The organism is Tumebacillus flagellatus (assembly GCF_000714935.1).
GTDB classification, from domain to species: Bacteria; Bacillota; Bacilli; order Tumebacillales; family Tumebacillaceae; genus Tumebacillus; species Tumebacillus flagellatus.
The window spans coordinates 1-13,236 of record NZ_JMIR01000059.1 but is presented as its reverse complement, the minus strand read 5'-3'; the positions used below and the strand labels follow the sequence as shown (position 1 = coordinate 13,236).

Below are 13,236 nucleotides of genomic sequence, written 5' to 3'. Positions count from 1 at the left end.
TAGGTTCCAGCGGGCAACCGTGGGGGTTCGAGTCCCTTCATCCGCACCATCTATTCTCAGTTTGAGCGTATCTCGTCAGCTCTCCGTTTTGAGTGAAATTGATACATCCAGTGTTTCTGATCGAACGTAAACAGACGCACAGGATACCGATAAAGTGATTCTTCCTTGACGACGATCCGTCATTTGGAGGGATTTTTTTTATGCAAAAAACACCGAGGAAACGTATTCAAAAGGTGGGGGCCGTTGGGTCTTGGGAAGAGGCTTTGCGGGAATTTCTCTTCTTCAAACAGGCCCGGCATGGTGTCAGCCAAACGACGTTAGGGGATTATGAGGGCCACGCAGGAAGGAAGGCAGAGCCCCGCATTGTGGATCTCCCGGAGGATACGTTGCAGCGTTTGCTTGCGTTGCCGGACCAGGAGACTTTCGCCGGGTTACGTGATTATTCGCTGATCCTCACAACGCTTGATACGGGGATCAGACCGAAAGAAGCGTTCCAGCTGACGGTAGAGGACTTCGATATAAAGCATTTGGCCGTCACAGTTCCCGCCGAAGTGTCCAAGACGAGAACGGCAAGAACGTTGCCGATCTTACCGTTAACGGCTGAGTCGCTTCGGAAGCTGATTCGTGTACGACCCGACTTTTGGGATACTAGCGTTCCGGTATTCTGCACCAATGAAGGAACGGCTTTGAACCGGCATACTTGGGGAGATCGGATGGAGATGTACAGTAAGCATCTTGGTGTGCATGTGCGGCCCTATGATCTGAGGCATAGTTTCGCGTTGATGTACCTACGCAACGGCGGTCACGCGTTTGGGCTGCAACGGACGATGGGGCATACCGATATGAATATGACGAAACGGTACGTCAATCTAACTAGGCAAGATTTAGCGAAGGCACATCGTACTGCAAGCCCGCTGAATAGCCTTGTTTCATCGTCTAGAAAGCCGGGCAAGACGAGGCTGGGCAAGCTCAACGGCCTGAAATAGTGGGTGTAGGATGAGCGAATACAAAACGATCATTTTACTTCCGAATGATCGGATAGGAGATTGGTGGGGTTCGATGAGTCATATCAAGAATCCCAAGAAAGGCGTGGAGGGCCGTCAGGAGCTATTGCGTCAGGCGATTGAAATTGGCCTTGATGTGATGGCGGGTCGGTTGGTAACGATCTCTCCTGAGCAGTACAACGTGCTGACCGCGTTTGAAGTGTTGGGACAGCGTGGCTATCTTGGGTTGATACACTTCGATATGATTAAGACTGCATCAGCAAAATTTGAGGGCGGCGAACCGTAATGGTTTGCCGTCTTTTTTGTTGGATCGAAGAGATCGACGAAAGGGCAGCATGACGAAACGTATGGTGAAAACAACCGATACAGACGACAGGCAAGAGAATGGTGTTGGTGCCAAAGTAGGCTTAGTTGACGAGACATGCGTGCAACTCGGAAAAACCTATAGGTCCAAGACCAAAAGCGAACTTTAGACTGAATGGGATGCCATTCGGTCTATTCGAGCCTTTTTAGTTGATCGAATGGGTACGTAGGACTATAGAACTAATTGCGGGGCAAGTCAAAATTCGACAAAGGAAATATGTGTTAGTAAGAAGAATCGTTAATAAAGAGAGAAAACAATAATGGAGGTAAGGAAATGTTCAAAAAAGCGATGGGTATTATGAGTGCGCTTGGGCTTACTGTTGTAATGTCCTCCTCTGCGTTTGCAACTGGTCAAGCGGATTTTGACACAGTGACCGCGAAGAATCATGACTCGAAGGAGCTAGTCGTTCCGCTCGAAGCATTGAACAAAGTGGCGGCGGAGAAGGGATTGAAACAGCTTTCCTTGAATGAGGTCGCTACTGTAGAGAGCGTGAACGAGGCTCTTAAAGATGTCGTGGTTCAAAAAGACGAACAGAAGACGATTAACCTCGGTCACGGTCAAGCCATCGTGATTAGTGCGCCGGAAGTGAGTTCAACAAACCCTTCAATTGGATACAACGTTACGGCATCAGGTAAAATTGACTATGTGTTCTACGGTGTTCAGTTGTTCTCCTTGTCGGAATCGGAAAACTATAGCTACGATGGCACGACTGCGGATATCATCTTCTATGCCAACCAGCCGACCGTTTCAGCGCCGGGGTGGGTTGGGTGGTCGACCATCATCGACAACAAATACATCAGCAACATCGACCCGAAGGTGAAGGACGCTGTTGCAGACGTGCGTTGGACTCAGACCACGATGACTCGTTACGGCCACATGGAGCTCCGTTTTACGGGGGCCGGTAACTGGTTCGTTCACGACTCCTACATCTACTAATATCCGCACCATGCCCCCTCACTGTTTCGTGCGGGGGTTGTCAGCATTTTAGGTTTGGAGGTGCAGAAGTTGGAAGACAGCAATAAGACTCTTGAGGAGAGGATCGTCGATCTTGAGGGGAGAATCCAGACTCTGGAGCGAAGCACGAACAGATATGGTTTTTCGCGATTTGCCGTTGATCTGTTGACTGGATTCTCGGTTGTGGCGTTGGTGATCTTTGTGGTCGCGTTCATCTTCGTTCTATCGAACAGGGGATCGTAAACGGTCACGGTATAGGAAGCTTCAGGAGAAGATTTTGTTGCGGCCAAGGGTTGAGGGGGCGCTTTAAGGCGTTTGGGTTGGGCTGCCAATAGTCTTGGTGGACGTGTGCCGCTGGGAACCCTAGGTTGACCCTGCAAGATCGGCGTAGAGCCCGAATATCAGATCGGGCGATACCTCCACAAGTATGAGTTTGCGTGATAGGATGCTGACAGGGGAAAACCACCCCGGTTGGGGTGGCCCTGTTTGCATTATCCTTTGATTGTTTGTTCTAGGAATTGGGAAAATGGTTCGCTGACATGGAGCAATGCTTCAATGAAATCGCTTCTTTCAGAGATGTAAATTCCTATCATCCAAAGCATTTGTTTTCCTTTGTGGAACCACTTTCTCCCTGCACGGAGCCACCAACTCCTCCACGCAAGCGATTTTCTCCCCACACGGTGCCATTTCTCCCTGACTAACTGCAAACTCCACCGGAATTTTTCCAACACATGCTTCATCACTTTTCATACGCCTCCTTATAACCCCGCGTAGATTTGCGGATGGTAGGAGACCATTGAGAATCTCAAGCGCAATGTCGAGAATGTGTTTTCTAGCTCCATCCTCCAAACTAGCAACTGCCCTTCGATTACTTTGTATCAAAGTAGAAAAGATGCTGATAAAGGACGTTGAAATGTTGGGGGACGAAGTGCGGAGTGGCTTCATACTGCAAAAAAAAAAACGAGCCCTTAAAAGGCTCTGAGAGGCGCGTTCGTGTGCAAGGGTAACGTCGAATACGTTGCTAAAAGCACTCATCTGTAGGAGAAATGCTTTGCTAGGAGACTAATGAATGTACGGAGTAACGAAATGGAAGGAGGTGGACAGGAAATGCATCATTGGAGCGATGCGGAATACAGCGGGTTTCCGAGTGAAGTACTCGGAAGCTACGAAGGGATAGTCCATGACAAACAGAAAAACAAAAAATGCCGTCAGTACACGCCGTTCAACTGATTTTCGAACTTTGTGAGGAGCTAAATAACGGACAAAAAATGACATTCAAGCACGCTGACCATTCGGCGTTTTTTTTTATTTTCTAGATTTGTCGTTTTGGTATGTTAGGAATACATAAAATAAATTAGGTGAGATTTAGTGTAGTGTGTATACAATTGATTGCACATTTGTTATTATTGTTATTGGAAAAATAGATAATTGCTTCGGGAGGAATTACGATTGGATAAAAATAGAGGAGGCCGCCGGCCTAGTGCTATCAGTGCAGATTCTAAGGTCGGGGAGAGGCTGAAGTTATTGCGTACTCAACAAGGTCTTTCCCAAGCTGAACTAGCGGAAGGGATATGCACCACAGCGGTAGTGAGTCATTTAGAGACGGGTAGAAGCGGAACAACTGTTGAGACGCTAAAGAAATTCGCTGATAAGCTGAACGTCCCTCTGCATGAGATTTTTAGAGAGCCAAATGGTGATTACCCATATTTGACCAGGTTGGAGTTAGTGGAAGCCTATATTTTGCGCGGAGAGTTCGAACCGGCACAGGAGTTTCTTGACTACCTTGCCGCTCAGGAGGATTTACTGGTCGTTGAGGATCACAAGCGGGTGTTATTGCAGGGGACGCTTTTCAATAAAAGCGGTAGGCCGCAAGCGGCGATCGAGGTGTTACAGCCGTTGATCGAGCAGATCGAGCAAGTTCAGACCGCTGACGAAGAGCTTACGTGTAAGCTGTATACCCAGCTTGGAAATGCGTATTACCATAGTACGGACTTCATGAGGGCATATTCTGTGTACAAGAGGGCGTATCAAATTTCCTTGCGATTGCTGGATTTTGAAATGACTTCTGCGATTGCATGTTATAATTGGGGAATGATCTGTACTGAGTTGGAAACGGGGGAGGAGGTAGCCCGGTATTTGGAACAAGCGAGAGCCTATTTTGAGTCGGTCTCTGACCTGTACAAAATGGCTAACGCTTATTTCTATACGGCCGTTGCAACTAAAAATGAGGAATGTGCTACAAGAGCATTGCAATTGTACCAAGACTTAGAGGCTCAAAAAATGGTTCGTTTAGTTCGGCGTTTTTGTGCATTTCATCTTGAATCTAAACAGGATCATAAATTGGCTGCACGTAAACTATATGGTGTAGCGCAAGACCTTGATAAAATTGGGGAGCAATTGGACTGTTTGTTTACTCTTTCGCGGGCAGTGATGGTATGCCTTGACAATTCGGATTTGGAGGAAGCCCGTTATTATTGCTCCTTGGCTACTGAGTATAAGGAGCAAATGGGAAATGAAGAATCCAATGAGATGGGTTATTATTATCGGGTAAAGGCTAGTATTTATCTATTGCTTGGTCAGTATGAGGAGTGTCTGAGTCACGCTCAAAGATCAAGCGAGATGTATGAAAAAATCGGAAAGTATGTGGATTGTGCGGATTCATTGGAATTGGTTATGCAAGCGCATCGGAAATTAGGAAACCATGAGGCCGCATTTGAGGCATCGGAAAAGGTGATCTCTCATTTGCGTCGGTTTAGGAGGAGCGAAATATGGTGAAGAAAGGAATCCTGCTTTTTGTCCTTTCAACAATTGTTTTTGTTGCCGGAATGTCGACTTGGTCAGCAATTGAGAACCGATCAGGGGTTCTTCAAGTTGAAGAAAGAGGCCCTGGTCCCCTTGGCATCGTCAAAGTTGCTCAGGAATTGGGGCCGGGACCGCTTGGTGCTCTCAAAGTTCTCCATGAGGATGTGCGGGGATAGCGGTCAATACGGTTTGGGTAGGCCGAAGAGAAGCTTACCACCAATTAAAAATGGCTCTCGTACAAATGTTGTGGTGAGGCATACGAGGCAGTATCGAGGTTTGTTGGCTGGAAATTTTACTTATACGACAAAATGCGGTTTCTGAGCTTCTGGAACGACGGGATTCCATATCCGATGCGTTTCAGAAGCTTGATTTTTGTATTGGTTCCTCCAGTAAAACCGTTCGTATAGGGGTATAGGAAATAAGCCAAGATCTCTGATCTCCAAGCCAGCATCGTGTTGGCGAGGGTCTTGTATTCAGGGATGTCTGACGACAGCATCGCTTGTACGAGATTGGGGAATTCTGCTGCTGCGTGTTCTAAGTTCTTGTGTTGGTACCAGTGGCGAAGCCATTCTTTGAGATCGTAGGCACGGCGAATTAGATCGTCCTCTTGCAAGAGAGCCTCTACACGCTCCATCTGATGTTCAGTGAGCGCTTCTCGTTTACGCAACAAGTGCCAGCGAGCCTTCCACCACGGCGACTTCGTAGAAGCATTGCGCCCTTTGCGGCCTCGACGTCTCATTTGATCCACCGCCCAGTTAGCATGGCGAATGACATGAAACTTGTCCACAATGTGCAAGGCGTGTGGAAGATAGGAGCGAATCGCTTGCCGGTACGCATCCCACATGTCCGTTACCACGATCTTGACACGTCCTGGATCTTGCAACGTCTGTAGGAAGTCGCGAATCGTTCGTTTGGAACGACCTTCTAAAATCTCATGCGTACAGCGTCCGTTCAAATCGGTAATAACCGTGTGGTACTGGTGGCGACGCAAGACAGCGAACTCATCAATTCCAATGACCTCCGGCACCTCTTGCTGTCGTTGTTCGATTTGGATAGCAGCTAGGCGATGGAACAGACGGTCTAATCTTGGACGAGTCCAGCCGATCTCAGCAGCGACCNCAGCTAGGCGATGGAACAGACGGTCTAATCTTGGACGAGTCCAGCCGATCTCAGCAGCGACCTGAGCGATAGAGCGTGTGCGGCAGAACTTAAACAACCACTCGGCCATTCGCTTTGTACAACGACCATAATGAGCCAGCGACGGATACTGCTCGGAGAACAGCACTCTGCAACGGGTACAACGGAATCGCCTCTTCTCACAGAGTAAAAAGACACGTTGCTCACGAACCGGTCGATCTTCAATCAATTGTTTGCGTCGAGCATGCAACGATACCTCCCGGACGCCACACTCAGGGCAAGTCGGTAGACTTTTCGCCTTAACGAGAACAATCAAATCATTGCTACGATCCATAACGGTTCCTTGCACGGAGAACTCTGGCAAATCAAGTTCGATCATGATAGACTGGGAATGCATCCGAAACGCTCCTCTCAAGTTTGCTGGTCACACAACAAACTTCGACAAAAGCGTCTCGGATGCTTTTTTATTTCCAGTTCACCACAAGATTCATTCTAGAGCCTTAAAAATTAGTTACAATCAACCGATCTCAACGTAGAGGTCGGTTTTTCTTTTGAAAAAAGAACAAAGGAACCCCTGTCAAGCGTGATTTCATCGCAAACGTTGGTCATATTTTCAGGGAGGCCAATTCCAAAATGTTGAAGCACTAGTTTGGTGGCCGTTTCGGGCCCGTCGGCAATGTTAAACCACTGGGGGTTCCTTCGTTTTTCGCCAAGAGCGGCGAAATATAGACAGATCGAGGTTGGGAAACTTCCGGCGACATGTATCCGCCGTAAACGAGGAGAAGCTCCATTCCCTACGTCACTGATCTTACTTCGACCTTGCGAACATAGCAAATATATACTTTTTGTACGAATGGTTTTCCTGTATGGTATTTATATTAGGAAATATACGTTTATAATTTATCTTTATGAAGTTACAATCGCTGGTGTGAGGGTTCCCTTGCATCGGCGTTTTTTATTTTGTGTGACAGGAGGGTTTGAAATGGATATTTCGAGTGAAGGCGATAAAAACAAGATGCAGGAAGGGTACATCACACTGGGCCAACGCATCCGGGACTTGCGAATGACGAAAGGCTTGACCCAAACTCAACTCGCGGAAGGCATCCTGACACCTTCCATGATCTCGCAGATCGAGTCGGGAAAAGCACTTCCGAGCTATGCAACGGTCGCGGCCATTGCTAGGAAGTTGGAGACTCCGCTGTCGAAGTTGTTTAAGGGCCTCACCTTCAATAACATGCAACTCTCCGGGTACAAATTGGCCGTGTCTCATATGGCAACGGGTTCGTACCGCTCCGCCCTGCCCGTTTTTCGTGAACTGATGGAGGCGGATCAGCTCGATGACGGGATTCCCCTTAACGAGTTGAAACTGAACCTCGCGATCTGCTGCCGGGAATCTGCGGAGTACGAGGAAGCCATACGATTGCTCACGGATTTGGTGAAGGAATACTCTCGTTCCACAAGCAGAAGCGATCAGAACAAACTCGTTTCGATCCACCTGCACCTGAGCGAGACGTTTGAGAGGGACCAGATGTACTTCGAGGCCTTGCGATCCGCACTCAACGCGAGAGATACATACGAGCTTCAAAAAAACGACCCGCTGCTAGAGGGCAAAATTTTGGTGCATCTCGCCGACCTAAGCAAACGGCTTCACCGGTACGAGGAGGCGAATGGTTTTTACAAGCAAGCCTTGGAGGTCTACAACCAACTCACCAATAACGTGGAGGAGATCGGAATCCTCTATCAGCGAATGGCGGAACTTCACTACGCAGAAGGGGAGCCGGAGCTGTGCATGGAGGTCGCAAACAAGGCGATCACATTGCTGCAAGAGGCGGGGCGTATCACGAATTACCGCGAAACCAAACGGCTGATGATCATGGAGCAGGCAAACGAGGAGAACTGGCAAGATTCAGTCGCAGTTCTGCTCAGTATGGCGACGATCTACGCCGTAGAAGACCCTCAGAAGGAAGCGAGTGTGTACTTAGACGTCGCCCAAATCCACATGATTGTGCGGGACTACGAAGAGTGTCAGGTTTACTGTCTGAAAGCCTTGGGACTCCTCACAGACATTGAACAGCAGGCACTCACCAAGTACGACGATACCGCCAGAGCTGACCGAAGAAAACTTGAAAACCGACTCTTGATCGGTCGGGCCAATCTGCTCATGGCGGCCGTTTATCTGCACCGTCAAGAGCACGCCCGGGTGGTTCAATTGTTGGAGATGGCCATCCCGATCCTCAAAGAGCAGGTGCAACTTGACGAACTGTTCCAAGCGGCGTCGATGCTGACAGAGATCGTGAAGAACGGAGACCGAAACGAAAAAGCCTGGGAGTTGATCACCGGCTGTCACGACTTCCTCTTCGTACATTTGCGTAGATCGGGGATTATGTGACGGTGACGCTCGTGTTCTGGGCGGACGATACCAAGTGGTTCAGAGTCTATGTGAACGGTCACTTCGTCTGCGAAATCTTGGCGGTGAACCGCGAACATGCTTACATGAAGGCTCACCACGAATGGGCCGTGAAGAAGTTTTTGAAACAGAAAGGCATTGAGGATTGCTACATGCTCGTTTGCAAGGTGGTTGAGGATTTCGAAGCGGCAAACAGTAAAGGCAGATGAACCGTTGTTGCATCGATTTGCAAAACGAGTCATTCAGGCTCCGTGTTTATCAAGGCTTTTCAAAGGAAAGAAGGGGGAAAAGCGTGTTGGATCGTAAGCTCTATGACTAACGTCTAGGCGATGTGCAAGGGGTGAACCTCGTCACGGTCTGCTGGTCAGGGGACGAGGAGGACTACAAAATCTCAGGCTTGCTCATCACGGATCGAGCGGCCCTGATTATCCTCGCGGGGAAAGTCGAGGTTTGTTTTGTGGAAGAGTTGTCGAACGGAGAATACGAGTTGGTTCAGTGCATCGCTTCGTTGTTTCATGTTGGGGAGGATGCAACCAGCCATCCAGAGGTTTTCGAAAGTTTGTCAAGCCTCTCACTGTTCGAGTTTTGCCAGAAGTATCAACGTTTCGATTTGCTTGTTGAAAATTGACGGAAATGAGAAGGGAGGTGAGAATGAATGCAAAAACTTGAGGCTGTGACTTCCGGGGGGAAGGTTGAAGTCGAGTTGAACGGAGATATGCTGAGCATCACGATCAACGGGGAGCTTTACAGAACGGTATCGTTCGACGGGCCGGGCACCATCACCAACACATACCACGCCAAGAAAGAGACGGTTTAGCCGGAATGGGGATTCCGTCGTTCGTCTGCTTGCGTCTATGGGGGAAGCGGCAGCGGGACATTGTGAAGGGTAAAATGAGAGAATGGAACGGATGAAACGGAAAAACGCTCTGGTCATTGACTAGGGCGTTTACACTTATCTGAAGTCGGGCGATTCGTGGGTAAGGTAACAATGATTTGCCTTGTTGGCAAGCGACAAAACTTTTTTCGAAAAGCCCCTTGCACTACACCTGGATTCCTGTATATTTGATCACACGGGACGCGGCACACAGTGTGACTGTGAACGTTTGATCCTGTACTGCTAACGACGTCTCACGGTGAAGAATCGTAGCAATTTCGCGGATGTGGCGGAATTGGCAGACGCACTGGATTTAGGTTCCANTAGGTTCCAGCGGGCAACCGTGGGGGTTCGAGTCCCTTCATCCGCACCATCTATTCTCAGTTTGTGCGTATCTCGTCAGTTCTCCGTTTTGAGTGAAATTGATACATCCAGTGTGTTTGATTGAACGTGAACAGACGCACAGGATACCGATAAAGTGATTCTTCCGTGACGACGAACCGTCATTCGGAGGGACTTTTTTTATGCAAAAGCCAACCCACGTTCTGGGTTTTTTATTTTTATTGAACAGCCTTATTTTCCGGTCGATCCTATGGTAGACTGCAAGCAAATACAATCGCTCTCAAGCCCTGCAAGGAGGTACATGTCAGTGACCATCGACTCTTCTGCTGCACCCGAACATCAAAACGCTGCCGCATCAGTTCAACGCTGGCTCGAACAATTCCGCTCGTGCGCCAGCCAAGGACAGCTCGCGACTTATATACCGGCTCTCGCGGACAACAATCCCACTGACCTCGGCATCTGTCTGATCGGACGCGAAGGACAGACGATCCGTGCAGGCGAATGGAACACGCCGTTTACGCTGCAAAGCGTCTCCAAAGTCATCTCTTTCCTAGTCGCCTGCATCACCCGCGGCGTTCCGTACGTGCTCGACCGCGTGGACGTCGAACCGACGGGCGACCCTTTCAATTCGATTATCCGCTTGGAAACCAACAAGCCCGGCAAACCGTTCAATCCCATGATCAACGCAGGAGCTATCACAGTTGCTTCCATGCTGCCAGGCGACACCGTCGAGGAAAAAGTAGAACACATCCTCCACCTGCTTGAACGCTTCGTGGGCAAACGTCTGGCGATCAACGAAGACGTTTTTGAATCGGAATGGGGCACCGCGCATCGCAATCGCTCGCTCGCTTACTATTTGAAAGCGATCGGCTATCTGGAAGCAGATGTGGAAGTTGCTTTGGAAGTCTATCTCAAGCAATGCGCAATCGAAGTCACCGCCGAAGACCTCGCGCAGATCGGTCTCGTCCTGTCCTGTGACGGCATACACCCTTGGACTCACGAGCAGATCATCCCCGTCGAAGTCGCCAAAATGACCAAAGCACTGATGCTCACTTGCGGCATGTACAACGCCTCGGGCAAATTCGCCGCCTTCGTCGGTCTCCCCGCCAAAAGCGGCGTCGCCGGCGGCATTCTCGTCACCGTCCCTCCGCGCGTCGCTGACCAAGACCTTCCCTTCTTAAGCGGCTGCGGCATCGGCATTTACGGCCCCTCCATCGACGAATGCGGGAACAGTGTGGCGGGCGTGAAGCTGTTGAAGCACATCTCGCGGGAATGGAAGATGAGCATTTTTTGAGGCGCTGCATTTTCAAGAAGGGGTGTAAGCGACAAAGCTTTTTTCGAAAAGCCCCTTGCACTACACCCTGGATTCCTGTATATTTGATCACACGGGACGCGGCACACAGCGTGACTGTGTGAACGTTTGATCCTGTACTGCTAACGACGTCTCACAGTGAAGAATCGTAGCAATTTCGCGGATGTGGCGGAATTGGCAGACGCACTGGATTTAGGTTCCAGCGGGCAACCGTGGGGGTTCGAGTCCCTTCATCCGCACCAAAATTGAATCGAACTAGAACAGTCCTTCTATGGCATCGAATTGCCACTTAGAGGGATTTTTTCGTTGGAGTCGTTGGAGACGATGAAACGCCCTATTGCGGAAACGCGTTAGGGCGTTTTTTTATTCAAACCACCCTAATTTCGCAGCGCGTAACTCCCGGAAGCAGTCGGAAGGAACTTCAATGGCAATGAAATTCAAATTTCATCCCCGAATGGAGGAACAGCAGGAAGCGCTCACTGCGAGAACAGGAGATATCGATCGTCGTGGTGGCGGCCGATCTGGCACGGCGTCAAATGGTTCTGAAGTCCAGCATGGTGGCTTACAGTGTCAGGGGAGATGCCAACGCATCGATTCCGACCCCGCAGCCGGCGCTCATGCGCCCGGACACCCGTGCTTTTATCTGATGAACCCATGCGGGGCTATGTGGCCGGCGATCGCTACAAGTTTGAATTTCGAGCGGGGGACGGGGCGCATCTGCTTTTGAACACGCATGTTCATTCGCAGCGAGTTGGGAAACGTCCGGTTTCGTTGCGGAAGTACGAACCCTTGAGAGGAGCGGATTCAATGGAGAAGACACCAAACGACAAACGAGCTTGGGGTCCTTATGCCTGGGCTGTGTTCGTCATCCATCTCGCCGGCCTTCTGTTGTTGGTGCTTGCGATGCCGGGACATCCGTTTTTCGTAGGACTTGGCTTTTTGGCGTATACGATGGGGATGCGTCACGCGTTTGACGTCGATCATATCGTCGCCATCGACAATGTGGTTCGAAAACTGCTTCGCGACAAGCAGAACCCGACGGGCGTGGGCTTTACTTTTTCGTTGGGACACTCCACCGTGGTGTTTCTGTTATCCGTGTGCGCCGCGCTGTTTGCCAAATGGATGATGAGGCAGCTTCCTCAGCTCGCGGAGACGGGCGGTATGATCGGCACGCTGGTGTCCGGGTCGTTTCTTCTGCTGATCGGAATCCTCAACCTGTTCATCTTGATCGAGATCATCAAGATGTTCCGGGCGATGAAAAAAAACAACTCCGCCGAGTCCGAAGATCTGGAGCGGTTGTTGCAGGCGAGAGGGTTTTTCTTTCGGTTTGTGAGCAGATGGTCGGGATTCATCCGCAAATCGTGGCATGTGTACCCGCTGGGGTTTCTGTTCGGTCTGGGCTTGGACACGGCGGGGGAGATCGCCATGCTCTCGCTCTCGCAACGGCCGGCGGGAGAGACGGTATCTCTTGCGGGTGCGTTTGCGCTGCCGATTCTGTTTATGGCGGGCATGTGTTTGATGGACACCGCCGACGGCGTGTTCATGTCCCGAAATTACCGGTGGGCGTTGGACAATCCGATTCGCAAAGTTTATTACAACTTGACCGTGACGGCTCTCTCGGTGTTCGCGGCGCTCGGCATCGGCGTGATGGAACTGGCGCAAGTGATGATTCCGACCTTTCAAGGAGCGGATTTGGGCTGGATGGGTTACTCGCTCGTTGCGCTGTTTGCGGTTGCTTGGGGAGGTTCCTACCTGATCTGGCGGCTCTTCCGAATCGAAGAGCAATGGAGCGCGAATCGATCTTGATTCGTGGATCGAAATGTCGAACTGGCAAACGACTCGGTGTATCGCATGGTGCACCGGGCCTTGTTTTGAAAAAAAGCTCACATTCTTGAATTTTCCTCTTGCAACAAGGCCGGATATCCTGTATATTAAGAAGCACGGAACACGACATGGTTGGTTTCGAAGACAAAATGATGTGCCCTTAGCTCAGCCGGATAGAGCGTTTGACTACGAATCAAAAGGTCGGGAGTTCGAATC

The 13,236-nt window shown here is 49.9% G+C and carries 14 protein-coding genes and 2 tRNA genes; 14 read left to right on the top strand and 2 right to left on the bottom strand.

Annotated elements, in window-relative coordinates; translation table 11 throughout:
* The first annotated feature begins 200 nt into the window (after positions 1 to 200).
* The 4 genes from EL26_RS22575 to EL26_RS22560 all read left to right on the top strand — a co-directional run bounded on the left by EL26_RS22575 (position 201) and on the right by EL26_RS22560 (position 2,565).
* Positions 201 to 986 carry a tyrosine-type recombinase/integrase gene (locus EL26_RS22575; protein ID WP_052036720.1) on the top strand — a complete coding sequence of 262 codons (786 nt, stop codon included), beginning with the start codon at positions 201 to 203 and terminating at the stop codon, positions 984 to 986.
* Positions 987 to 996: 10 nt separating this feature from the next.
* Positions 997 to 1,290 carry a hypothetical protein gene (locus tag EL26_RS22570; protein WP_152559374.1) on the top strand — a complete coding sequence of 98 codons (294 nt, stop codon included), beginning with the start codon at positions 997 to 999 and terminating at the stop codon, positions 1,288 to 1,290.
* A 351-nt stretch (positions 1,291 to 1,641) separates the two neighbouring features.
* Complete coding sequence (locus tag EL26_RS22565) at positions 1,642 to 2,304, top strand: hypothetical protein (RefSeq protein ID WP_038094625.1); 663 nt, start codon at positions 1,642 to 1,644, stop codon at positions 2,302 to 2,304.
* A gap of 69 nt (positions 2,305 to 2,373) precedes the next feature.
* Positions 2,374 to 2,565 (top strand): hypothetical protein, encoded by a 192-nt coding sequence (locus EL26_RS22560; protein WP_052036719.1) that lies wholly within the window; start codon positions 2,374 to 2,376, stop codon positions 2,563 to 2,565.
* A gap of 248 nt (positions 2,566 to 2,813) precedes the next feature.
* Here the strand turns inward: EL26_RS22560 and EL26_RS22555 are convergent, their stop codons facing one another.
* On the bottom strand, positions 2,814 to 3,062 hold the full coding sequence (locus EL26_RS22555) for a hypothetical protein (protein ID WP_038094622.1): 249 nt from the start codon (positions 3,060 to 3,062) through the stop codon (positions 2,814 to 2,816).
* Between the two features lie 709 nt (positions 3,063 to 3,771).
* On the opposite strand from EL26_RS22555, the gene EL26_RS22550 reads away from it, so the two are divergent.
* Together EL26_RS22550 and EL26_RS22545 are read left to right on the top strand one after the other, a co-directional pair.
* Positions 3,772 to 5,097 (top strand): helix-turn-helix transcriptional regulator, encoded by a 1,326-nt coding sequence (locus EL26_RS22550; protein WP_038094621.1) that lies wholly within the window; start codon positions 3,772 to 3,774, stop codon positions 5,095 to 5,097.
* On the top strand, positions 5,091 to 5,300 hold the full coding sequence (locus EL26_RS22545) for a hypothetical protein (RefSeq protein ID WP_038094620.1): 210 nt from the start codon (positions 5,091 to 5,093) through the stop codon (positions 5,298 to 5,300). The genes EL26_RS22550 and EL26_RS22545 overlap by 7 nt, the downstream gene beginning before the upstream one ends.
* Before the next feature lie 116 nt (positions 5,301 to 5,416).
* Here the strand turns inward: EL26_RS22545 and EL26_RS22540 are convergent, their stop codons facing one another.
* Positions 5,417 to 6,595 carry an ISL3 family transposase gene (locus tag EL26_RS22540; RefSeq protein ID WP_476689414.1) on the bottom strand — a complete coding sequence of 393 codons (1,179 nt, stop codon included), beginning with the start codon at positions 6,593 to 6,595 and terminating at the stop codon, positions 5,417 to 5,419.
* Positions 6,596 to 7,243: 648 nt separating this feature from the next.
* On the opposite strand from EL26_RS22540, the gene EL26_RS26790 reads away from it, so the two are divergent.
* The 8 genes from EL26_RS26790 (at position 7,244) to EL26_RS22505 (ending at position 13,002) form a co-directional block, all read left to right on the top strand.
* Positions 7,244 to 8,650 carry a helix-turn-helix domain-containing protein gene (locus EL26_RS26790; protein ID WP_038094617.1) on the top strand — a complete coding sequence of 469 codons (1,407 nt, stop codon included), beginning with the start codon at positions 7,244 to 7,246 and terminating at the stop codon, positions 8,648 to 8,650.
* A 2-nt stretch (positions 8,651 to 8,652) separates the two neighbouring features.
* A complete protein-coding gene (locus tag EL26_RS22530) occupies positions 8,653 to 8,877 on the top strand; it encodes a hypothetical protein (protein WP_038094616.1) in 225 nt (74 codons plus the stop codon).
* Between the two features lie 131 nt (positions 8,878 to 9,008).
* Complete coding sequence (locus EL26_RS22525) at positions 9,009 to 9,296, top strand: hypothetical protein (RefSeq protein WP_038094614.1); 288 nt, start codon at positions 9,009 to 9,011, stop codon at positions 9,294 to 9,296.
* A 27-nt stretch (positions 9,297 to 9,323) separates the two neighbouring features.
* Positions 9,324 to 9,485, top strand: coding sequence for a hypothetical protein (locus tag EL26_RS25670; protein WP_161780785.1), 162 nt, complete (start codon positions 9,324 to 9,326; stop codon positions 9,483 to 9,485).
* Between the two features lie 337 nt (positions 9,486 to 9,822).
* Positions 9,823 to 9,915 (top strand) — tRNA-Leu (locus EL26_RS22520).
* A 282-nt stretch (positions 9,916 to 10,197) separates the two neighbouring features.
* Positions 10,198 to 11,178: a glutaminase gene (locus EL26_RS22515; RefSeq protein ID WP_238546176.1), complete on the top strand. Its 981-nt coding sequence runs from the start codon at positions 10,198 to 10,200 to the stop codon at positions 11,176 to 11,178.
* Between the two features lie 177 nt (positions 11,179 to 11,355).
* Positions 11,356 to 11,438, top strand: a tRNA-Leu gene (locus tag EL26_RS22510).
* Between the two features lie 565 nt (positions 11,439 to 12,003).
* A complete protein-coding gene (locus EL26_RS22505) occupies positions 12,004 to 13,002 on the top strand; it encodes a HoxN/HupN/NixA family nickel/cobalt transporter (protein WP_038094610.1) in 999 nt (332 codons plus the stop codon).
* Positions 13,003 to 13,236 lie beyond the last annotated feature (234 nt).